The 19,972-nt window shown below is 74.0% G+C and carries 20 protein-coding genes and 1 pseudogene; 12 read left to right on the forward strand and 9 right to left on the reverse strand.

Annotated features, from left to right (window positions below; translation table 11 throughout):
* Window positions 1-95: 95 nt before the first annotated feature.
* From ACFWA9_RS23815 to ACFWA9_RS23825, 3 genes are read right to left on the reverse strand one after another with little or no spacing between them, the layout of a single operon-like run.
* Window positions 96-1,139 carry a hypothetical protein gene (locus ACFWA9_RS23815; protein ID WP_380389593.1) on the reverse strand — a complete coding sequence of 348 codons (1,044 nt, stop codon included), beginning with the start codon at window positions 1,137-1,139 and terminating at the stop codon, window positions 96-98.
* Between the two features lie 60 nt (window positions 1,140-1,199).
* The gene (locus ACFWA9_RS23820) at window positions 1,200-2,060 is read right to left on the reverse strand and encodes an SDR family NAD(P)-dependent oxidoreductase (protein WP_359807639.1); all 861 of its coding nucleotides are present in this window, start codon (window positions 2,058-2,060) and stop codon (window positions 1,200-1,202) included.
* Entirely contained in the window at window positions 2,057-2,653 is a 597-nt protein-coding gene (locus ACFWA9_RS23825; RefSeq protein ID WP_380389595.1) for a TetR/AcrR family transcriptional regulator, read from the reverse strand. The genes ACFWA9_RS23820 and ACFWA9_RS23825 overlap by 4 nt, the downstream gene beginning before the upstream one ends.
* A 146-nt stretch (window positions 2,654-2,799) precedes the next feature.
* On the opposite strand from ACFWA9_RS23825, the gene ACFWA9_RS23830 reads away from it, so the two are divergent.
* From ACFWA9_RS23830 to ACFWA9_RS23850, 5 genes are all read left to right on the forward strand, one after another.
* Window positions 2,800-3,297, forward strand: a complete 498-nt coding sequence (locus tag ACFWA9_RS23830) for a pyridoxamine 5'-phosphate oxidase family protein (RefSeq protein ID WP_329485671.1) — start codon at window positions 2,800-2,802, stop codon at window positions 3,295-3,297.
* A 118-nt stretch (window positions 3,298-3,415) separates the two neighbouring features.
* A complete protein-coding gene (locus ACFWA9_RS23835; protein WP_329485672.1) occupies window positions 3,416-3,619 on the forward strand; it encodes a cold-shock protein in 204 nt (67 codons plus the stop codon).
* 187 nt (window positions 3,620-3,806) lie between these two features.
* Window positions 3,807-4,442: a TetR/AcrR family transcriptional regulator gene (locus ACFWA9_RS23840; protein ID WP_380389598.1), complete on the forward strand. Its 636-nt coding sequence runs from the start codon at window positions 3,807-3,809 to the stop codon at window positions 4,440-4,442.
* A gap of 174 nt (window positions 4,443-4,616) precedes the next feature.
* Window positions 4,617-4,808: a hypothetical protein gene (locus ACFWA9_RS23845; protein WP_352287939.1), complete on the forward strand. Its 192-nt coding sequence runs from the start codon at window positions 4,617-4,619 to the stop codon at window positions 4,806-4,808.
* Window positions 4,809-5,083: 275 nt separating this feature from the next.
* Entirely contained in the window at window positions 5,084-5,647 is a 564-nt protein-coding gene (locus ACFWA9_RS23850) for a DinB family protein (protein ID WP_380389600.1), read from the forward strand.
* A 79-nt stretch (window positions 5,648-5,726) separates the two neighbouring features.
* Here ACFWA9_RS23850 and ACFWA9_RS23855 read toward each other — a convergent pair whose 3' ends face one another.
* Window positions 5,727-6,578, reverse strand: coding sequence for an SAM-dependent methyltransferase (locus ACFWA9_RS23855; RefSeq protein WP_380389602.1), 852 nt, complete (start codon window positions 6,576-6,578; stop codon window positions 5,727-5,729).
* 931 nt (window positions 6,579-7,509) lie between these two features.
* On the opposite strand from ACFWA9_RS23855, the pseudogene ACFWA9_RS23860 reads away from it, so the two are divergent.
* Window positions 7,510-7,803, forward strand: a pseudogene (locus tag ACFWA9_RS23860) (hypothetical protein); the annotation flags it as partial.
* Between the two features lie 368 nt (window positions 7,804-8,171).
* Here ACFWA9_RS23860 and ACFWA9_RS23865 read toward each other — a convergent pair.
* Window positions 8,172-8,360: a hypothetical protein gene (locus ACFWA9_RS23865; protein WP_380389620.1), complete on the reverse strand. Its 189-nt coding sequence runs from the start codon at window positions 8,358-8,360 to the stop codon at window positions 8,172-8,174.
* 206 nt (window positions 8,361-8,566) lie between these two features.
* Between ACFWA9_RS23865 and ACFWA9_RS23870 the strand changes: the two genes are divergently transcribed.
* The gene (locus tag ACFWA9_RS23870; protein WP_380389614.1) at window positions 8,567-9,265 is read left to right on the forward strand and encodes a hypothetical protein; all 699 of its coding nucleotides are present in this window, start codon (window positions 8,567-8,569) and stop codon (window positions 9,263-9,265) included.
* A 164-nt stretch (window positions 9,266-9,429) separates the two neighbouring features.
* The gene (locus tag ACFWA9_RS23875) at window positions 9,430-11,523 is read left to right on the forward strand and encodes an NPCBM/NEW2 domain-containing protein (RefSeq protein WP_380389616.1); all 2,094 of its coding nucleotides are present in this window, start codon (window positions 9,430-9,432) and stop codon (window positions 11,521-11,523) included.
* 111 nt (window positions 11,524-11,634) lie between these two features.
* Here ACFWA9_RS23875 and ACFWA9_RS23880 read toward each other — a convergent pair whose 3' ends face one another.
* The 3 genes from ACFWA9_RS23880 to ACFWA9_RS23890 all read right to left on the reverse strand — a co-directional run bounded on the left by ACFWA9_RS23880 (window position 11,635) and on the right by ACFWA9_RS23890 (window position 15,227).
* Window positions 11,635-12,852 (reverse strand): PP2C family protein-serine/threonine phosphatase, encoded by a 1,218-nt coding sequence (locus ACFWA9_RS23880; RefSeq protein ID WP_380389604.1) that lies wholly within the window; start codon window positions 12,850-12,852, stop codon window positions 11,635-11,637.
* A 144-nt stretch (window positions 12,853-12,996) separates the two neighbouring features.
* Window positions 12,997-13,476 (reverse strand): flavin reductase family protein, encoded by a 480-nt coding sequence (locus ACFWA9_RS23885; RefSeq protein ID WP_380389606.1) that lies wholly within the window; start codon window positions 13,474-13,476, stop codon window positions 12,997-12,999.
* Window positions 13,477-13,655: 179 nt separating this feature from the next.
* Window positions 13,656-15,227: a threonine/serine exporter ThrE family protein gene (locus ACFWA9_RS23890; protein ID WP_380389608.1), complete on the reverse strand. Its 1,572-nt coding sequence runs from the start codon at window positions 15,225-15,227 to the stop codon at window positions 13,656-13,658.
* A gap of 285 nt (window positions 15,228-15,512) precedes the next feature.
* Here ACFWA9_RS23890 and ACFWA9_RS23895 point away from each other — a divergent pair, with 285 nt between their 5' ends.
* The 3 genes from ACFWA9_RS23895 (at window position 15,513) to ACFWA9_RS23905 (ending at window position 18,031) form a co-directional block, all read left to right on the forward strand.
* Window positions 15,513-16,073, forward strand: coding sequence for a DinB family protein (locus ACFWA9_RS23895; RefSeq protein WP_380389610.1), 561 nt, complete (start codon window positions 15,513-15,515; stop codon window positions 16,071-16,073).
* 137 nt (window positions 16,074-16,210) lie between these two features.
* Window positions 16,211-16,489 carry a hypothetical protein gene (locus tag ACFWA9_RS23900; RefSeq protein WP_380389611.1) on the forward strand — a complete coding sequence of 93 codons (279 nt, stop codon included), beginning with the start codon at window positions 16,211-16,213 and terminating at the stop codon, window positions 16,487-16,489.
* A gap of 171 nt (window positions 16,490-16,660) precedes the next feature.
* Complete coding sequence (locus tag ACFWA9_RS23905; protein ID WP_352287915.1) at window positions 16,661-18,031, forward strand: erythromycin esterase family protein; 1,371 nt, start codon at window positions 16,661-16,663, stop codon at window positions 18,029-18,031.
* A gap of 21 nt (window positions 18,032-18,052) precedes the next feature.
* Here the strand turns inward: ACFWA9_RS23905 and ACFWA9_RS23910 are convergent, their stop codons facing one another.
* Window positions 18,053-18,976 carry an alpha/beta hydrolase family protein gene (locus ACFWA9_RS23910; RefSeq protein ID WP_380389613.1) on the reverse strand — a complete coding sequence of 308 codons (924 nt, stop codon included), beginning with the start codon at window positions 18,974-18,976 and terminating at the stop codon, window positions 18,053-18,055.
* 360 nt (window positions 18,977-19,336) lie between these two features.
* On the opposite strand from ACFWA9_RS23910, the gene ACFWA9_RS23915 reads away from it, so the two are divergent.
* Window positions 19,337-19,927, forward strand: a complete 591-nt coding sequence (locus tag ACFWA9_RS23915) for a TetR/AcrR family transcriptional regulator (protein WP_380389618.1) — start codon at window positions 19,337-19,339, stop codon at window positions 19,925-19,927.
* Window positions 19,928-19,972 lie beyond the last annotated feature (45 nt).

Consider the following 19,972-nt stretch of genomic DNA (forward strand, 5'->3'; position numbering starts at 1 on the left):
GGCTCGTCTCCCCCCCCGTCACCGTCCCGGTCGCCGGGGGCGGGGGGGCGGGCGGGGGTTTGGGGGGCCCCCCCCCACCCCCCCCGGCCGGCCGGTCAGACGGTGGCCAGGCCGAGGCCGTGGAAGGTCACCCGGTAGGGGCCGATGTCCTCCGCCTCGCTGCCCAGCAGCAGGTCACCGGGGGTGGCGACGCCCGCCGCGCGCGCGGTCGCCACGAGGGTCCCGGCCAGGGCCCGGCCGTCCGGCTCCCCCGGGGCTCCCGCGTCGAGGCGCCACCTGGGTTCGTGGTCGTCCACCCAGGTCTCCCGTGTGCCGGGGTGCTCGGCGACGGTGCCCCAGCCCGCCGCGGCCGGGTCGGCGTCGTGCTCGGCGAAGGACGCCAGCATCAGCCGGCTGTCCGCGTCGATGTCGAACAGGCGCGGCGCCCCGCCGCCCGTCCGGCCGTAGAGCCGCATGACCTTGGCGATGCCGAGCGCGGCGAACTCGGCCGGCAGCGTGGTGAGGAACGCGGCGAGCGCTCCGGTCACCGTCTCCCAACTCCGCGCCGACCAGCGGCCGGGCAGGCTCATCCCGGCGGTGGACGGGGCCCGGCGGGTGCCGAGGAAGCCGCCGATGGCGTTCTCCTCACCGTGGCCGAGGCCGAGGTACCAGTCCTCCAGCGGAGCGGTGGGCCGCAGGACGAGCTCCGGCCCCCGGCGGCCCGCCCGCAGTTCGAGCGTGTCGTGCGGACCGCGCCACCGCAGGAACGGCGCGCCCCAGGCCGGGGTCGGGCCGTAGTAGGGCCCCAGCGAGCCGTACGAGCCGATCACCGACGCCTCGCCGAGTTCGTCGGTCAGTTCGGTCCGCGCCCGGCCGAAGGCCAGCACGTGGCCGGCGGCGTCGGGGCCGCCCCGCCCGGCCGGCACGGCCAGTTCGAGATGGGCCTGCCCCTCGGCGTAGCGGCGCTCGGACGGCCCGACCGGGCGCAGCCGCGGTCCGTCGGGTGACGCCCCGTCGGCGGGGCCGGCCCGGCGCAGGCCGAGGCCGTCGACGAGGGCCCGGGCGCCGTCCTCGGTCCAGCCGCCGGTCCGCGCCGCGAGGAGCCGGCGGGCCAGGCCGGCGAGCGGTTCGTCCACGGGAGTGAAGTGTTCTTCGAGCACGGGGAGATTCTGCCCCAGCGGGGCGGCGGGCCGGCCCGCCGCCCGGCCCCCTCGGACGGGTCAGGCCGCTCGGACCGGCTCGGGCAGCGGGAAGCTCCGGCGCATCAGGGCGTCGAAGGCCGCGTCGGGAAGCAGCCGCTTGGCGAGCATGGTGGAGCGGGCCAGGGCGCCGACGGCGTAGCGGGCGCGGGGGCGCGCGGCGGTGGCGGCCCGGACCACGACCCGGGTGGCGGCCTCGGCGGGCACGGCGCCGTTGCGGCGGGTGAAGGTGCGGCCGCCGTACATCTCCGCGAGGCGGCTGCGGAACCCCGCGTACGGGTCGGCCGGGTCGGCCTCGCCGTGCATGGTGGCCACCGCCGTCGCGGCGAACCCGGTGATGGTCGGGCCGGGCTGGACGACCACCACCTCGACGCCGAAGGGGGCGACCTCCAGGCGCAGCGAGTCGCTGATCGCCTCCACCGCGTGCTTGCTGGCGTGGTAGAAGGCGCCGCCGGGCGGGGAGAAGCGGCCGGCCATGGAGGAGATGTTGACGATGCGTCCGCGCCCGGCGCGGCGCATGCCGGGCAGGACCAGCTGGGCCATCCGCACCAGCCCGAAGACGTTGGTGTCGAACTGGGCGCGGATCTCCTCCCGGCCGGCGGTCTCGACCGGCAGGTGGAGGCCGTACGCGGCGTTGTTGACCAGCAGGTCGACCTGGCCGTGCGCGGCCTCGACGGCGGCGACCGCGGCGGCCATCGAGGCCTCGTCGGTGACGTCGAGCGCCAGCGTGGTGATGCCCAGGCCGGCGAGGTCGGCGAGGGTCTCGGGGCGCCGGGCGGTGGCGTGGACCCGGTGGCCGAGCCGGTGGAGGGCGAGCGCGGTCTCCCGGCCGAGGCCGGAGGAGCAGCCGGTGATCAGCACGGTCCGTGCGGCGTCGGTCATGGCGAGACCTTTCGGTGCAGGAGGTCCCAGACGGCGGCTTCGGCGCGGTCGAGGTCCTCGGCGGGGAGGGTGTGCAGGCCGCCCGGGCGGCGGAGCTTGACGAGGCCGGTGAAGGCCCCGAGCGCGAGGGCGACGAGCTGGGCGGCGTCGCCTTCGCGGATCTCGCCGGCCCGCTGGCCGCGTTCGATGAAGTCGGCGGCGACGCGGTCGATCTCCTCGGCGAGGGCGCGGCTCTCGGGGGCGAGGAAGGTGTCGTGCTGCTGGTGTTCGAGGAAGACGAAGGCGTCCGGGTACGCGCCGGCGTAGCGGGTGAAGCCGCGCCAGAAGCGGCCGAACTCCGCCCGGATGTCACCGGCCGGTCCCCCTTCGGCGAGCGCGCCGGCGAGGTGGTCGAGCAGGGCGCGCTTGGCGTGCTGGAAGGCCGCGTTGCCGAGCGCCTCCTTGCTGGGGAAGTAGCGGTAGATGCTGCCCACGCCCACTCCGGCGCGCTGGGCGACGGCGGGCATCTGGGTGCCCTCGTAGGTGCGTTCGGCGAAGAGCGCGAGGGCGGTGTCGATCAGCAGGCGGTCGAGGTCGGGCTTCCTGGGTGCCACGGAATGAATATTCATTCCTCTCCTGGGCCCTGTCAATCCCCTCCCCCGCCCGCTCGGCCCCGTCCCCGCCCGACGAGACCCCGGCCCCGGACCCTTCCTAAGCTGGAACGGCTCTGCTGGACTACCGCTGGAAGGTGGGATCGACCGTGCAGCCGACCGAGATCAACGAGGTCCTGAACCGGCCGCTCAGCCAGGAGCTCCTGGCCCGGGCGCTGACCCGGCTGGCCTATGTCGCCAAGGACGGCACGCCCCGGGTCGTACCGATCGGCTTCGTCTGGAACGGCTCGGAGATCGTGATGTGCACGGTCAAGAACGCCCCGAAGCTGGCGTCCCTGCGCCGGAACCCGGCGGTCGCGCTGACCATGGACACCGAGGCGCACCCGCCGAAGATCCTGCTCGTCCGCGGCCGGGCCGAGCTCGACGTCGTCGAGGGCATCCCGGACGAGTACCTGCGCGGGAACGGCGCCTACGAGATGACGCCCGAGCAGCGGGCCGCGTGGGAGGCCGAGGTCCGCTCGCTCTACGACGGCATGGTGCGGATCGTCGTCACCCCGACCTGGGCGAAGCTGATCGACTTCGAGACGACCCTGCCGAGCGCGGTGGAGGAGCTGATCCGCCGGCGGGACGAGCGCGACCGGACCTGACCCCGCCGCCGGATCACCCGCTCGCACCACTCGGGGTGACAGTCCGGACACCTTACGCCATCGACACTGCTCAGTGGCGGTATCGTGGCCGCGCCCAGCACGTGTGAAGGAGATCGGCATGGCAACTGGCAAGGTCAAATGGTTCAACGCGGAGAAGGGCTTCGGCTTCATCGCCCAGGACGACGGCGGCCCGGACGTCTTCGTGCACTTCTCCGCCATCCAGACCACCGGCTTCAAGGAGCTCTACGAGAACGACGTGGTCGAGTACGACGTCACCCAGGGGCCCAAGGGCCCCCAGGCGGAGAACGTCGTCAAGGTCTGACCGGAGCTGAACCACCGTGCCGGCACCCCGCCCAGGGATGCCGGCATCAGCCCGCCCCCGGCCCGCTCGTGGCCCTGCTCCCGACCCTGCTCCCGACCCAGCCTCCCGGCCCGCTCGTGGCCGAAAGGCCGCCGGGCCGGTTTCAAACGGCGTTCGAATACCCCGGGGTGATCGTTAGACTGCCGGGGTGAAGCTGACCGCAGACCGGATCATCGACGCCGGAATGGCCGTGTTCGCCGAGTCCGGCTACCACGGCCTCTCCATGCGGCGGGTGGCGGAGCGGCTCGACGCGCACGCCGGAAGCCTCTACTACCACGTGCCCAACAAGGCCGCGTTACTGCAGCTGATGGCCGACCGGGTGGCCCGCCAGGCGTATGACGCGGGCACCGAGGCACTCGCCGCACTGGACGCCTCCAGCGGCTGGCAGGCCCGGGTGACGGCGCAGACCGTCGCCCTGCGCCGGAGCATCCGGCAGCACCCCGGCGGGGCGATCATGTTCGCCGACAGCCCGAAGACGCTCAGCCCTGGCGCGCTGTCCGTGATGGAACGGCTGCTCGACACCCTCGCGGCGGCGGGCGTCCCGGCGGAGCAGTGCGGCACCGCCGCCGACACCGTGCTCAGCCACGTGACCGGCTACGTCCTCCAGGAGCAGAGCGAACCGCCGGTCGTACCACCCGACCCGGAGGCCGTCGCCGCCCTGCACCGGCGCTTTCCCCGCACCGTCGCCGCGGCCGTCCACGACCAGGACGGGCAGTTCGCCCGCAGCCTGGAGCTGATCTGCGCCGGTATCGCCACGCTGCTCCCGCCCGCCGAACGGCCCTGACCGCCCAAGCTGACGGGCCCTCAGGCGGCGCCGGACGACTCCAGCAGCGGGGCCCGTCCGGCGCACCCCACCACGCTGCACCCGACGCCGCACCGCGGCGACGCCACACCCCAACCACGCCGCACCCCGACGACGCCGCACCCCGGAGCGCGCACGGCAGGGCGGCCTGAGCCGGTGGACGGCCGTGCCCCGGCAGACCGGCACGGCGGGCTGCCGATGGCCACCGCCGCCACCATGGCCGAGCTGCCGGGCGAGGAGGTGCCGGTGGGCTCCATCGACAAGGTCACCCGCTTCCGGCCCGCCCAGGTGCCCCCCGCGGGCCGCCGGACCGGACCGGCCACCGGCGCGAATGGCCCCATACCCTGACGGACCGTCGGGCCGGGGCCGGACGGACGGCCCGCGTTCACCGGAGCACCCTCCCCGCGTCACCCGCGGTCAGGAAGGGGTTTCATCCCTTCATCGATACCGTCAGGTTCCGGTAAAGGCGTTGCGTCCCCGTATCGGCGCGGGCCGCCACGCGCGCCCCGTGCGCCGCTCCGCGGAACTGGCCCCACTCCGGTGCGGCACTAGGACAGGACCTGTCCCAGATGGCTCCTACCTTGGTTCTCGGCAACGGAGAACGAACGACGAAGGCGGACACCATGACCGACACCACCACCACCTCGACCACGCCCGAGCGGGCCGCGGCGGCCGCCGCCGGCGGGGAGCGGGCGGAGCTGCTGGAGGCGCTGGGCAAGCAGCGGCACTTCCTCCGCTTCACCACCCGTGACCTCACCGACGAGCAGGCCGGGCGCCGGACCACCGTCAGCGAGCTCTGCCTGGGCGGTCTGATCAAGCACGTCGCGAGCGTCGAGCGCGCCTGGACGGCCTTCATCCTGGAAGGGCCCTCGGCGATGGGCGACTTCACCACCATGACCGAGGCCGACTGGGAGCGGCGGAACAACGACTTCCGGCTGCTGCCCGGCGAGACGCTGGCCGGTGTGCTGGAGGACTACGCCGAGGCGGCCCGCCGCACGGACGAGCTGGTCGCCGTCCTGCCCGACCTGGACGCCTCGCAGCCGCTGCCGAAGGCTCCCTGGTTCGAGGCCTCCGCACGCTGGTCGGCGCGCCGCGTCCTGCTGCACCTGATCGCCGAGACCGCGCAGCACGCCGGCCACGCGGACATCCTCCGCGAGGCCCTGGACGGCTCCAAGAGCATGGGCTGATGGGCGCCCCGCCGGGCCCGGAAACGCCGGTGTCCCCTGCGTCTCGACGCGGGGGACACCGTGCGGCCCCGGGGACCGGTCAGCGCTTGACCGCGACTCCGGCGTAGGCGGGGGCCGCCTCCTGCCAGCGCGGCGGGAGCTCCGCCCGCGGCCGCCAGAGCGGCAGTTGGACCAGGCCGGGGTCGACCAGCTCGAAGTCGCCGAAGAACTCCCGGACCTCCTCCTGGGCCCGCAGGATCAGCGGCGAGCTCGCGCGGCTGTAGACCTCGGTGGTCTCGGCGGCCGCCCGGGCGGTCATGAAGTCCTGGGTGCCGTGCGAGAGGATCAGCATGCTGCCCGGCGCCAGCGCGTCCCGCAGCCGCGCCACCGTCTCGGCGGCGCCCTCCTCGTCCCGGACGAAGTGCAGCACCGCCACCAGCATCAGCGCCACCGGCCGGGAGAGGTCGAGCGCCTCCTTCAGGCCCGGATCCCCCAGTATCGCCTCCGGGTCCCGCAGGTCCGCGTGCAGGACGCTGGTGTGACCGGCCGGGTGGTAGGCCAGCAGGGCGCGGGCGTGCGTGAGCACGATCGGGTCGTTGTCGACGTAGACCACCCGGGCGTCCGGAGCCACCCGGTGGGCGACCTCCGCGGTACTGCCCACGGCCGGGATCCCGGTACCGATGTCCAGGAACTGGCGGACGCCCCGGCCGACGGCGAACTCCACCGCGCGCCCGAGGAACTCACGGTTGATCCGGGCCCCGAGCCGGGCGTCGGGCATGGCCGCGATGACCTTCTCGGCGGCCTCCCGGTCGGCCGGGAAGTTGTCCTTCCCGCCGAGGTAGTAGTCGTACATCCGGGCCGGGTGCGGGGTGCCGGTGTTCAGCTCCGCCGGCGGCTGCCACTCCCCCGCCGCCACCGGCCCCGACCAGCCGGTCATCGCATCGTCCCGCATGAAATCCCCACTCGTCCTGACAGCAAGTCATCTCATCCTAAGCACACCGGGAATCCCCCACCCCGCCCCGACCGCGCGACCGGCCCGGCGACCCCGGTCGCCCGCACGGTGCTCACGGCCCTGACGCGCGCCCGCGTCAGGGCCGTTCGGCTTGGCGACCGAGAGCCTGTCGACGGTGTGTCGACTCATGGAACACTCCTTCGGGCCGGCCGGGAAACCCGGTGTCGGCGCAGGCGGGAATCGAGGGCGGCGCCGAGCACGCCGGGGGCGAGCGGACGCCTGACAAGTAATCAGAACCAAACGGATTTCAACGTCATGTGAAATGTCACATGACTTGGCATCCTCCCGTCAAGAGCTCCGTCACGCCGAGATCAACCTGTGACTCGACGCGGCGCGCAAGGGGTAGAACCGCGCCGCGCCGCGCCGAGTGACCGTCACGGACGAGTTTGGGCAAGGCACTTGAGGACGGCCAGCACGTGTGCTTCTCTTTGCTGCGTTGCTTTCTGTTGAAACTTTCGAACAGAAACGAACGGCAGCGGACTGCCGATCCCCCACCCCCCTCGCGCACTCTGGAGCGCCCATGCGGATACCCCTGCGCCGAGCCGTGCCCCGAGCACTGAGCCGCGCGCTGCCCCGTGCGCTCGTCGCGCTGTCCCTCGCGGCGACCGGGCTCGGCACCGTCGTCCTCGGGACGGCCGCCCCCGCGGCGGCCCTGGACAACGGACTCGCCCTCACCCCGCCGATGGGCTGGAACTCCTGGAACACCCTGGGCACCGGAGTGACCCAGGAGGAGGTCCTCCAGACCATCGACTTCATGGCCGCCAACGGGCTGGTCCAGGCCGGCTACGACACCGTCACCATCGACGACGGCTGGTCGCTCGGCCACCGCGACGGCCAGACCACCAACCTGGTGAAGACCGCCTACGGCGCGATGCAGCTCTACGACGCCAACCGCAACCCCACCAGCGGGACGGACGGCACCGGATTCGACCTGACCACCGGCCACCTCGTCCCCGATCCGGACCGCTACCCCGCGCACACCGTCAACGGGCAGACCCTGAACGGGATCCAGTACCTGTCCTGGTACGCCCACAGCAAGGGCATGAAGTTCGGCCTCTACGCCACGGACACCTACACGACCTGCCAGGGCCGGCCCGGCAGCCTGGGGCACGAGGCTACCGACGCCGCCGACTTCGTCGCCTGGGGCGTGGACTTCGTCAAGTACGACGACTGCCCCTACGGACCGCAGATCATCGGGCCCGACGGCCACAACTACTGGACCCAGGGCGAGGGGAGGGAGCTGACCCGGTCGATCTACGCCCGGGTGCGCGACTTCCAGCAGGCGCTCGACGCCGCCTCCCGGGCCCAGGGCCGCCCACGGGTGACCCTCAGCGTCTCCGCGCAGCCGGTGCACAGCGGGGTCCCCTACCTCCTCGCCGGTGACGACCCGGCCCGCACCGACCCGGTGGTGGTCGCGGCCGGCACCCCCGCGTTCGAGGCCCCCGGCTACGCCCCGACCGGGGTCTGGTGCGGACAGGTGGCCAACCTCTGCCGGATCGGCGGCGACCGCGGTCCGGACCTGGAGGGCGTGCTCTACGACGGCCAGCTGCAGACCGCCCTGAAATACCCGGGCAACGTGCGGCCGGGCAGCTGGAACGACCTGGACATGATGTTCGCCGGCTGGCAGAACCCGTACGGCGTGTACGGCGTCACCGACACCTGCCCCTGCCACAAGCCGATGTCCGTGACCGAGTCGCGCGGCGAGATGTCGATCCTCGCCATGCTGGCCTCCCCGCTCATCTCCGGCGCGGACCTGCGCACCGCCGCGGACTCCCGGCACACCCGGGACGGCCTCACCTGGTCCACCGGCATCACCGCCGAGCAGCTCGCCGTCTACAAGAACGCCGATGTCATCGCGATCGACCAGGACCGGCTGACCAGGCCCGCCACCCCTGGTCGGCGCCCCGCCCGCCGGCAGCACCGCCCCGATCGTCCTCAAGCGGCAGCTCGCCGACGGCGACACCGCCGTCCTGCTGGTCAACCAGGACCCGGCGGGCTACCGGAACGTCTCCACGACGCTCGCCGAGCTGGGTCTGACCGGCCCCGGCTACTCGGCCAAGGACCTCTGGACCGGCGCCACCGGCAACGTGACCGGCGCGCTCGGCGCCCAGGTCGAGCCGCACGGCGTCGTCCTGTACCGCCTCAAGCCGCTGCCGGGCACCGGGCCGGCCGCGGTCATCGGCGACGGCCGCTACCACGGCATCAGCGCCGGCGGCACCGGCGGCCAGGCCCTGGAGGTCCAGGGCACCTGCAGCGCCCCCGACGGCTCCCCCACCGACATCAACACCTGGTGGAGCTGGCACACCTCCGAGCAGTGGAACTTCGCGCCGAACCCGGACGGCACGGTGCGCATCACCGACAACTGCTACACCGACACGCAGCGCCACGGCACGCTGACCGGCGCCACCGCCGCCGGTCAGCCCGCCCGGGTCCGGAACGCCTGGGACCCCGCCGACCCGGCCCAGAAGTGGCGCGTCGTCCAGAGCACCGCGACCGGCGCGCTGACCATCACCAACGTCGCCACCGGTCTCGTCCTCTCCGCGCCGCAGACCGCCGCGACCTCCCCGGTCGTGACCGGCCCGCCCGACGGATCGTTGGTCGGGCAGTCCTGGAGCCTGCTCTCCTGACGCGCCGTCCGCCGGAGACTCCCCCGTCTCCCGGCTCCGGCGCAGCGCCGGAGCCGGGGCCCCGTCCCACCCGACACCCCTTCTCTGGAGGACCCTTGCGCTCCCCCGGCACCGCACCACCGCGCCGCACCGCACGGTCGCGCCGCACGGAACTGCCGCGCCGCATGGCCTCGGCGCTGACCGCCCTGACCCTGTTCACCGGTGGCGGCGCCCTCGCCGTCGGCCTCCAACTCGCCACCGCACCACCCGCGCTCGCCCTGGACAACGGCCTCAACCTGACGCCGCAGATGGGCTTCAACAACTGGAACTCCACGCACTGCGGCGCCCAGTTCGACGAAGCCATGATCAAGGGCATCGCCGACCTCTTCGTCAGCAAGGGCCTGAAGGCGGCCGGCTACCAGTACGTCAACCTCGACGACTGCTGGGCGCAGCCGCAGCGCGACGGCGCGGGCGACCTCGTCCCCGACCCGGTCCGCTTCCCGCACGGCATCAAGGCGCTCGCCGACTACGTCCACGGCAAGGGGCTCAAGTTCGGCCTCTACTCCAGCGCGGGCGACCACACCTGCGACGTCAACGGCTTCCCCGGCGGGCTCGGCCACGAGCAGCAGGACGCCCGGCTCTGGGCCTCCTGGGGAGTGGACTACCTCAAGTACGACAACTGCCACAACCAGGGCGTCGACGCCCGGACCCGCTACCGGGCGATGGGCGACGCGCTGAAGGCGACCGGCCGCCCGATCCTCTACAGCATCTGCGAGTGGGGCAGCACCGGCCCGTGGGAGTGGGCCCCGCCGGTCGGCAACTCCTGGCGCACCACCGGCGACATCGACGACACCTGGGTCAGCATGATCGCCATCGCCCAGGCCAACCAGGGCCTGGCCGACTACGCCAAGCCCGGGGCCTTCAACGACCCCGACATGCTGGAGGTCGGCAACGGCGGCATGACCGCGACGGAGTACCGCACCCACTTCAGCCTCTGGGCCGAGATGGCCGCGCCCCTGATGATCGGCACCGATCTGCGCACCGCCTCCCCGGAGACCCTGGCCATACTGACCAACACCGATGTGATCGCGGTCGACCAGGACCCGCTCGGCCGGCAGGGCTCGGTGGTCTCCAGCGAGAACGGTCTGGTGGTGATGTCCAAGCCCCTGGCGGACGGCGGCCGGGCGGTCACCCTGACCAACGAGGGCTCCTACGACGCCACCATCACCGCGACCGCACGGACCCTCGGCATCGCCGGGGCGAAGACCTACAAGGTCAAGGACCTCTGGTCGAAGAAGTCCAGCACCGGCGACGGGACCGTCAGCGCCGTCGTGCCGGGGCACGGGACCGCGATGTTCCGGGTCACCCCGGGCTCGCCCGTCCCCCCGCCCACCGGGGTCACCCAGCTGAGCGACCTCCCGTTCGGCACCGCCACCAATCAGTGGGGACCGGTCGAGCGGGACCGCAGCAACGGCGACATCCAGCCCGCTGACGGCCACACCCTCACCATCCGCGGCGCCGCGTACGCCAAGGGCCTGGGCGTGCACGCGCCCAGCGAGGTCGGCGTCCACCTCGGGGGCGCCTGCCGGAACCTGGTCACCGACGTCGGGATCGACGACGAGACCTACGGCAACGGCTCGGTCAGGTTCCAGATCTTCAGGGACGCCGCCCTGGCCGCCGACAGCGGGCCGATGACCGGCAAGGACCCCGCCAGACACCTCACCGCCGACCTCACCGGCGCCACCACCGTCCGTCTGGTGGTCACCGACGCCGGCGACGGCACCAGCTACGACCACGCCGACTGGGCGGGCCCGCGGCTCGCCTGCGGCAGCGGTCCGGCCGCCGGTGCCCACCAGCTCTCCGACCTCGCCTGGGCCTCCGCCGGCAACAGCTGGGGCCCGGTCGAGAAGGACATGAGCAACGGCGAGAACCAGGCCCGGGACGGACGGACCATCACCATCGCGGGCACCACGTACGCCAAGGGTCTGGGCGTCAACGCGCTCAGCCAGGTGGTCTACTTCCTCGGCGGCTCCTGCACCTCGCTCACCACCGACGTGGGGGTGGACGCCGAGGCGAGCGGCCGCGCGAGCGTCTCGTTCGAGATCTACAAGGACGCCGTCAAGGTCGCCGACAGCGGCCTGATGACCGTGACGTCGGCCCCCAGGCACCTCACCGCCGACCTGACGGGCGCCGAGGAACTGCGCCTCGTGGTCACCGACGGCGGCGACGGCACCATCAGCGACCACGCCGACTGGGCGGGCCCCGTCCTCAGCTGCTGACCACCCGCACGGCTCGAAGGCGCGGCGCCGGACCTGGTCCGGCGCCGCGCCCGGGCCGTTCCCCCGCCGGGAGCACCGGCCGACCCCGTGCCGGGAGCGCCGGGGCGGGTGTCACGGGAGCCGGTCGGGGTCGGAGGCCGGCAGGTCGGACGGCTGCCACTCGATCATCATGATGGTGGCGTCGTCGGTCAGCGTGCTGTCCTGGTTCTCCAGGAGGGCGTGGATGAGACGGCGCAGCGCCTCGGGGGCCGCCTCGCCGGCCGCGGTGGCGCGGATGACGAAGTCGGCGAAGCGCTCCAGCCCGAACATCTCGTGGTTGGTGCCCTTGGCCTCGATGACGCCGTCGGTGTAGAGGAGGATCCGGTCGCCCGGCCGGAGCGAGAAGGTGTGCACGGCGCGCGGACCGCCCGACAGACCCGACAGCCCCAGCGGCGGCTCGGCGGTACGGGTCAGGGCGTCCGCGACGACCTCGTGGCCCCGGATCAGCAGCGGGGGCGGGTGGCCGCAGTTGGACCAGTGCAGGGTGCCGGTGGCGAGGTCGAGCCGGGCGAAGATGCCGGTGGCGAAGCGGTCCGGGAACCAGCGCTGCAGGGCGTCGTCGATGGTGTCCACGAGGTCCGGGAGGTCGGCGCCGTTGCGACGGGCGTTGCGGCAGGCCGCGAGGGCGACCGCGGCGGTCAGACCGGAGGCGAGGTCGTGCCCCATCGCGTCCAGCACGGCGGCGTGCAGGACGCCGGCGGCCAGCGAGTGATCGAAGGCGTCACCGCCGAGGTCGTAGGCGGGCTCCAGGACGGCGGTCGAGATGACCTGGCCGTTGCAGACGGTCCGCAGGGGGAGGAAGGCCCGCAGCATCTCGGCCGGCAGGCTCATCGTCTCCACCCGCGTCCCCCGGGCGTAGCTGTCGCTGGTGTCGCGCTTCGAGGTGATCACCATCGCCAGCATCGCGGCGAGGAGCCGGCAGCGGCGCACCGCGGCGCTGTCGAGCGCGGCGGTCCGCACGCCCAGGACGCCGAGCCGCTCGGCGCCGTCGACCAGCGGGAACCAGGCGAGCAGCTTGCCGTCGTCGCTCTCCGCCACCCGCAGCCCCCCGGTGCGGTACGTCCAGCCGGCCAGCGTGCCCTCGATCGGGAGGGCGGCACCGCCGCCGAGGGCGAACAGGTGGTTCTGCTGGATGTCGGCCAGGTACACGGTGCTCACGCCGATGCCGAGGGTCTGGGCGTACTGCTGGGCCAGTACCGGGACGTCGGCCGGGTCGAGCGTGCGTCGCGTGGTGAGGAACTGTTCCATCAGCTGCTCACCCAGGTTGAGCGGCAGGGTCTCGTCGGTCATCGCTCCAGCCGAGCCGGGCCGGACCACGCCGTCCAGCCGACGCGGAGGGAACCGGGCCGGAGTCACCCGCACGTGGGCCGCGCGGTCGGCCGGACGGTGGACCGGGACCGTCCCCGGCACGCCGGGGGGCGAGCCGGGGGGCGGTCAGGCGGGGTGCCCCGCGTCGATGTCGGTGACGTCGCGGAAGGTGAGCGGCGCACGGTCCGCGGTGGTCCGGGTGTCGACGGGGTCGAGGAGGAAGCCGGTGTGGTCGCCGCCGTCGGTCCGGGCGTGGACGCGGCCGGCGAAGTGGGCCGCCGCGTCCGCCAGGACGGGCGCCCCGCCCGGGCCCGGCGTCCAGCGGACGTCCGCGAACTTGTCGGTGTCGTCGCCGGTGCGCCCGCCGAACAGCTCGGCGAGGTCGTGGCGGTGCCGGGGCAGGAGGTGGACCACCAGGAACTCCGCGCGCGACGCGACGGCGTGGGTGTGGTTCGCCTTGGAGATCCACACCGCGAAGCGCACCGGCCGGATCGAGCACTGACCGGCGAAGCCGACCAGGCACCCGGCGCGCTCCTGGCCGGCGGCCGTGGTGACGACGTACACCGGGTAGTCCAGCAGGGCGGCGAAGGCGTCGAAGTCGGGCATGGGTGTCGCTCCTTCCGTGCGGAGGCCGCGGTGGCGGCGGTGGGGTGCGTCCGGTCCTTCGCTGCCCGCTTCCGCGGCCGCCATTCCCGGGCGGCCGTTCGTCGGGCCCTCGCACGCGCGCCCCCGGCCGAAACCTACGTCGGTCGGTCCGGCGGCGCCCGCCGGGAGGACGGCGGCCCTCAGCGGCGGTGGCGGCCGGTGGGGCGCCGGGAGGTGAACGCCGGCCGCGAGGCCGGGAGGAAGAGGCGGGCCACCTCTCCCCCGAGGTTGACGCCGATGGCCAGGGCCATCGCGGTGGCGCACGCCCGGCCGACCCAGCTGCACCCGGCCTCGGGCCGGCCCTGGACGAAGGCGAGCATGCCGAAGTACAGCACCGAGCCGGGCATCAGCGGCCCGAGCGCCGCCGTGACGTGCGGCAGCGCGGACATCGCCCGGTAGCGGGCCATCAGCTGGCCGAACAGGCCGACCAGCCCGGCGGCGAGCCCGGTGGCCACGATCGGCTCGACGCGGGCGCCCGCCAGGACGGCGTAGGTGGTCCAGCCGACGGCGCTGTTGAGGACGACCGGGGCCAGGGTGGCCCGGTCGGTGCGCAGCAGGACGGCGAAGGTCAGTGCCAGCAGCATCGCGGCCCCGAGTTGGAGCGGCGGGTTCACCGTGCTGCCCGGCGCCCCGTCGGGGGTCAGGTCGGCGTCGTTGCTGACGCCCAGGTACAGCACCGTCATGACGCCGATCACGATGCCGGCCATCAGGTACAGCACTTCGAGCAGCCGGGCGGCCGCGGTGAGGTAGAAGCCGGTCAGGCCGTCCTGGGCCGCGGCCACCAGCGGGCGGCCCGGCAGCAGGGCGAACAGCCCGCCGGTGATGACCACGGAGCCGCGCAGGTGGAGCCCGTTCAACGACAGCAGGCTGCCGATCGTCGCGGCCGGCGTCGCGGCGGCCACGAAGCCGTAGAACTCGGGCAGGTCGTGGCGGGCGACCAGGGCTGCCAGCCGGTCACCGGTCAGGGCGGCGACGAAGGCGGTCCCGAAGACCAGCCAGGCCCGGCCGTCCGCCCGGCCGCCGACCAGCAGGGTCGCGGAGCCGGCCAGCAGCCCGGAGGCGAGGACGAGGAGCCAGCCCGGGTACGGGGGCCGGCGGCCGAGCAGGACGGTCAGCCGGTGCCGGGCGTCCTCGGCCGCCACCTCGCCCGCCGTGATGGCGGTGACCAGGCGGAAGACGGCGGCGAGCCGGGTGTAGTCGCTGGCCGGACGGCGGACCGCCCGTTCGGCCGTCAGCGGCGCGACGTCCGGCGTCGGCTGGTAGGAGATCGCCACCAGGGTGTAGGTCACCTGCGGCTCGCAGGGGTACACGCGGTAGGCGTGGGCGACGCCCAGCATCGCGCCCTCCACGTCCTCCGCGGACTCGCCGCTGGCGAGCAGCGCCTCGCCCACCCGCAGGGCGAGGTCCAGGACGCCCGACGCCTCCGCCGGGCCGGGCCGCTGCCGCGCTTCTCCGCCGGCCGCGAGCGGGCGTTCGGCCATCGGCATGCGCACCAGTGGCCGCATCCGGTCCGGCCAGGGCGTGTCCCCGCGACCGGCGCGCCCCGGGACGCTTTCCCCGTCGGCGGGCGGCCGGGGGGCGACCAGGCCGCCGCGGGCGTCCTCGGGCCCGGGGCCGCCCGGCGCCGCCGGGTGCGGGGCGGGGGTCGCGCCCGGCTCCGGCCCGGGGTCGCCGGCGTCGGGCCGCCGGCCCGGGTGACCTTGCTCCGACACCGCCGCTCCTCATCGTCGTGCCGCGCACCGGAGCGGTCACCTGCGGCGGGGTGGCCGCTCGGCGGCGGTGCGGGACCACCACGTTCCACTACGGATGGTCATGATCCTGCTACCCGAAGTGACCTGCGGGGGAACGCCCAGGGCGGCGCGCGGGCCGCTGCCCGGCGTCCGGCCGGTCCCGTACGCTCGGCCGACCGGGTGGCCCCGCCGCCTGCGGAGCACGGCCGGCCCGCCGTCGAGAAATCCGCTGGCGGGCCCGCTCCCCCATTGGCGATCATCGGCGGTATGAACGATCAACCCGTGCGATGGACCCAGGCGACCGTCTACCCCGACATGTGGGTCGATCCGGACAACGACCCGCGCAACGGCGACGGACCCGCTCCGGACTGCGAACTCGCGACGCTGATGGGCTACCTGGCGGACTACCGCGCGACCCTGCTGATGAAGTGCGAGGGCCTGGAGCCGGAGCAGCTCGCCCGCCGGTCGGTCCCGCCGTCGACGATGTCGCTGCTCGGCCTGGTCCGCCACCTCGCCGAGGTCGAACGGGACTGGCGGAACTGGCTGGACGACGCCGAGCCGCTGCCCAAGCTGTACGGCAGGCGTGACGCGGACTTCGACGACGTGGTCGGCGAACGGTCCGCCGTCGACGCCGCGTACGCCGACCTGGCGCGTGAGCAGGCGGCGACCGACGCCGCGCTGGCTGGGCACACCGACCTCGGCGCGCGCCTGGAGAAGGACGGGATCGCCGTCCGGGAGCTGCTGGTGCACCGGATCGAGGAGTACGCCCGGCACTGCGGGCACGCCGACCTGCTGCGCGAGTGCGTCGACGGCCGGGTGGGCCAGTAGCGCCCCCTCCTACCGAAGCCCGGCCGGGCCCTCGCCGGCACGCGCGCGGGCGTCTGCCTGGGGGGCGACGCCAGACTCCTGGCCGCGGGAGCGTCCGGGTCGGCGCCTTCACCGGGAACCTGACGGGCAAGCTGGTGATGATCCACGGCGACCTGCGCGCCGGCGTGACGGTGCTGTCCGCCGAGTTCGCCCCGGACCTCGTCGGTGGGGCGCCGCACGGCCCGGTGATCGCGCCCCCGTACCTCGACGGCTACGCCCAGGACATCGACCCGGCCACCGTCCTGGTCCCCGAGGTCCTCCGCACGGAGGCGGATGACGACCCGGACGAGTACCGCGGCTTGGACGCCCCGAAGGTCCACGGCGGCCGGCTGCTGCGCCACATCGAGGAGGGCCTCCCGATCACCCTGCCCCGGTGAACCCGGCGGGGGTGCGGCCGGGCCGTCCGGGCAGCCTGGGCTGCCCCTTTGTCGCTCGTCCCACGGGGGTAAACCCCCGCATCAATCGGAGGCCATCCGCAGCGCGCCGCCATGGAATCGCAGGCGATGATCGATCCCACGACACGGTAGGCGAGTTGAGGGGTCATAGACATGGCACGGCATCACCAGCACATCGGCCGACGGGGGCTGCTGGCCGCGGCGGCCGTCGCGATCGGAGCGGTCCTCGCTCCGGTCGCGGCCCAGGCGGCGCCGGCGGCATCGGCGGCACCGCCCGTCGAAGCGGCCGGGACGAGCGGTGTGGTCCGCGCGCTGGACCGGGCGGCCCACCCGCTGCGCTCGACCGAACCGGGCCGCGGCACGGCCGACCTGCGCGCCCTGGGGGCGATGATCGGCGACGCGAAGGTGGTCGGGCTCGGCGAGGCCACCCACGGCTCCCACGAGTTCTTCGCCATGAAGGAGCGGGTCTTCCGCCACCTCGTCGAGGAGAAGGGCTTCACCACCTTCGCCCTGGAACTCAGTTGGTCCGCCGGGCTCCGGATCGACGACTACCTGCAGACCGGCCGGGGCGGCGACGCCCGCAGCGTCGCCAAGGCGGCCCTGGCCGACTCCCCGTGGGACCGCGAGGAGTTCGTCAGCCTCATCGAGTGGATGCGCGACTACAACCGCCACCACCCGGACCGCACCGTCCACTTCATGGGCGACGACATCGGCGCGCCCTCGCTCGACGACGCGTTCTTCGCCCGGATCACCGACTACGTGCGGCGGACCGACCCGCAGGCCCTCGCCCGGCTCGACGCGTTCTACACCGGGCTGCGCCCGATCGACGACGTCTTCGCCTACCTGGGCCGGCCGCTCGCCGAGCGCCGGCGACTCGCCGCGCAGGCCCAGCAGGCCCTCGACCTGGTCGGCGGTCTGCGGGGCAGCGACCCGGAGGCCGCCGCCTGGGCCGAGCAGAACGCCCGCTCGGTCGCCCAGACCGCCACCTTCCTCTCCCTCGATCCCGGGGACGCCACGACGCTGCCCGAGTTCGAACGCTTCCGGGACGAGGTGATGGCGCAGAACGTCATCTGGTGGCAGCGGCGTACCGGCGGGAAGGTGCTGCTGTCCGCCCACAACGACCACGTCGGCCGCCTCGCCGGCGACCCGGCGCTGTACCCCAGGACGCAGGGCGCCTACCTGAACGACACGATGGGCCGCGACTACCTGCCGGTCGGCTTCACCTTCTACCAGGGATCGCTCCTCTCCAAGGACGCCGCCCTGGGCGGCCCCTGGAAGACGTTCACCGCGGGGCCGCCCACCTCGGACCTGAGCGAGTACACCCTCGACCAGGTCCGCTACCGGGACTTCTACCTGGACGTCCGCACCGCCCCGGCCGCGGCCAGGGCCTGGCTGAGCGGCACCCGGCCCGTTCGCACCTACGGCACGCAGTACCCGTACCCGCCCGGGAACGTCGCGCTCGGCACGTCCTTCGACGTCCTGGTCCACCTCCACGACATCCGGGAGGCCGACCGGACGCCGTAGGTCCGGGGCCGGCCGGGCCGGCTACTTGCTCCGGACGCTGCCCAGCGGCTCGGGGTCCGCCCCGAGGGCGGTGAGCGCCGCCTGCCAGTCGGCGTCCTCGGCCTGGAGGGTGCTGCGGAGGAAGGCCGTGGTGAGCCGCCGGATCAGGGCCACCCGCGCGGGGCTCTCGTCGGTCGTCTCGGCGACCTCGTACCCGACGATTCCACCGAGCGAATGCTCCGCGCCGAACAGGGTGAGCAGGCTCTTGCGGCCCGGGCTGTATGTGTAGGGGTCGGTGAACCAGTCCGGGCCGCGGGTGGACAGGTGGGACTGGTCGCGGTCCCCGGCGACCACGAGGGCCGGTGTGGTCATGGCCTCGAAGGACGGCTTCAGGAAGGGCAGGTGCTCGGCGGCGAACGGGGTCAGGTCGTCGCCCAGACCGGCCGCCGCCAGCAGGACGCCCGCCTTCACCCGGGGATCGGCCATGGACTCGCCGGGAACGCCGTCGGCGTCCAGGACGCGCGCGCCGAGCAGCGCGCTCGCCGTCTGGGCGCCCCAGGAGTGGCCGGCCACGGCGACCCGGCCGCGGTCGACGCGCCCGCCGAGGCCCGGCACGGCGGCTTCCAGGACGTCGAGCCCGTCCAGCACGCGTGTGAGGTCCTCGACGCGCAGGCGCCAGATCCGCGGGGTGCGCGGGTCGTCGGCCGGGATGCCGAGGGTGCGGGAGTCCAGGTGGGTGGGCTGCAGGACGACGAAGCCGTGGGCGGCCCAGTAGTCCGCGAGCGGGGCGTAGCCGTCCATCGACCAGCCGAAGCCGTGCGAGAAGACGACCACCGGCAGGCCGCGGCCGGTCGCCGGGGCGGACACCCGGACCTGGAGGTCCTCGCCGCGGCCCGGGGCGGGCAGGACGACCGGCTTGGCGGAGAGCACCGTGGCGGGTGCGTCGGTGCTGTGGGGGACTGACATGGAGGGGCCTTCCGTTCGGGTTCGCTGCGCAGGTGGCTTCGGTGGGCCCGGCGGCGGGTGGCGCTGCGGGGCCGGGAATCGGCGATCGTGGGCGCTCCGCCGTCCGGTGGAGACGGGACAGCCGGTGGACGGCATGGCCGGTGGCCCCGTGTTCTGCCATCATGGCCGAAACGGAACCTCGCTCCGCAAACGATACGGAACAGCGTTCCGCTTTACAAGCGTCGGTCATCGACCGTCCGTCATCGATCGTCGGTCACCGATCGTCGGTCACCGATCGTCGGTCACCGATCGAGAGCCATCGATCGTCAGTCGTCGACCAGGTCCGTCACGGCCCGGGTCGGTCATGGGAGGAGTGCCGTGGTGAACGACAGCGGCCAGGGCGCGGAGAGCGCAGCCGGGTCCAGGCGAAAGGACGCCCGGCGCAACCAGCAGGCCCTGCTGGACGCGGCCGCCGCGGCCTTCGTCACCTCGGGGGTCGAGGCGCCGGTGCGCGACATCGCGGCCGCCGCCGGCGTCGGGATCGGTACCATCTACCGCCACTTCCCCACCCGGGCGGACCTCGTCATCGCGGTCTACCGCCACCAGGTCGAGGCGTGCGCCGAGGCCGGCCCCGCCCTGCTGGCGAGCAGCCCGTCACCGCACGCGGCGCTCGCGCGGTGGGCCGACCTCTTCGTCGACTTCCTGGTCACCAAGCACGGCCTGGCCGCCGCGATGCAGACCGACAGCGCCGGCTTCGAGACCCTGCACGCCTACTTCCTCGACCGCCTCCTGCCGGTGTGCACCCTGCTCCTCGACGCCGCGGCCGCCGCCGGCGAGACCGACTCCGACCTCACCGCGTACCAACTCATGCGCGGCATCGGCAACCTCTGCATCGGCGCCGACAGCGACCCCCGCTACGACGCGCGCCCGCTGGCCGCGCTCCTCGTCGCCGGCCTGCGCCGCCGGCCCTGAGGGGCCGCCAGCTCCCCACGCCCGACGACCGCGCCTCCCGCCACT

Origin of the sequence: Kitasatospora sp. NPDC059973 (genome assembly GCF_042737525.1) — a bacterium.
Classification (GTDB): Bacteria; Actinomycetota; Actinomycetes; order Streptomycetales; family Streptomycetaceae; genus Kitasatospora.

What these genes read in the sequence shown, in the direction of transcription:
- ACFWA9_RS23885 (WP_380389606.1), bottom strand. Translation starts at nt 13,476, where the DNA reads ATGCCCGACTTCGACGCCTTCGCCGCCCTGCTGGACTACCCGGTGTAC.
- ACFWA9_RS23875 (WP_380389616.1), top strand. Translation starts at nt 9,430, where the DNA reads ATGGCCTCGGCGCTGACCGCCCTGACCCTGTTCACCGGTGGCGGCGCC.
- ACFWA9_RS23855 (WP_380389602.1), bottom strand. Translation starts at nt 6,578, where the DNA reads ATGCGGGACGATGCGATGACCGGCTGGTCGGGGCCGGTGGCGGCGGGG.
- ACFWA9_RS23880 (WP_380389604.1), bottom strand. Translation starts at nt 12,852, where the DNA reads ATGACCGACGAGACCCTGCCGCTCAACCTGGGTGAGCAGCTGATGGAA.
- ACFWA9_RS23895 (WP_380389610.1), top strand. Translation starts at nt 15,513, where the DNA reads ATGAACGATCAACCCGTGCGATGGACCCAGGCGACCGTCTACCCCGAC.
- ACFWA9_RS23910 (WP_380389613.1), bottom strand. Translation starts at nt 18,976, where the DNA reads ATGTCAGTCCCCCACAGCACCGACGCACCCGCCACGGTGCTCTCCGCC.
- ACFWA9_RS23905 (WP_352287915.1), top strand. Translation starts at nt 16,661, where the DNA reads ATGGCACGGCATCACCAGCACATCGGCCGACGGGGGCTGCTGGCCGCG.
- ACFWA9_RS23835 (WP_329485672.1), top strand. Translation starts at nt 3,416, where the DNA reads ATGGCAACTGGCAAGGTCAAATGGTTCAACGCGGAGAAGGGCTTCGGC.
- ACFWA9_RS23900 (WP_380389611.1), top strand. Translation starts at nt 16,211, where the DNA reads ATGATCCACGGCGACCTGCGCGCCGGCGTGACGGTGCTGTCCGCCGAG.
- ACFWA9_RS23865 (WP_380389620.1), bottom strand. Translation starts at nt 8,360, where the DNA reads ATGGCGAGGATCGACATCTCGCCGCGCGACTCGGTCACGGACATCGGC.
- ACFWA9_RS23850 (WP_380389600.1), top strand. Translation starts at nt 5,084, where the DNA reads ATGACCGACACCACCACCACCTCGACCACGCCCGAGCGGGCCGCGGCG.
- ACFWA9_RS23820 (WP_359807639.1), bottom strand. Translation starts at nt 2,060, where the DNA reads ATGACCGACGCCGCACGGACCGTGCTGATCACCGGCTGCTCCTCCGGC.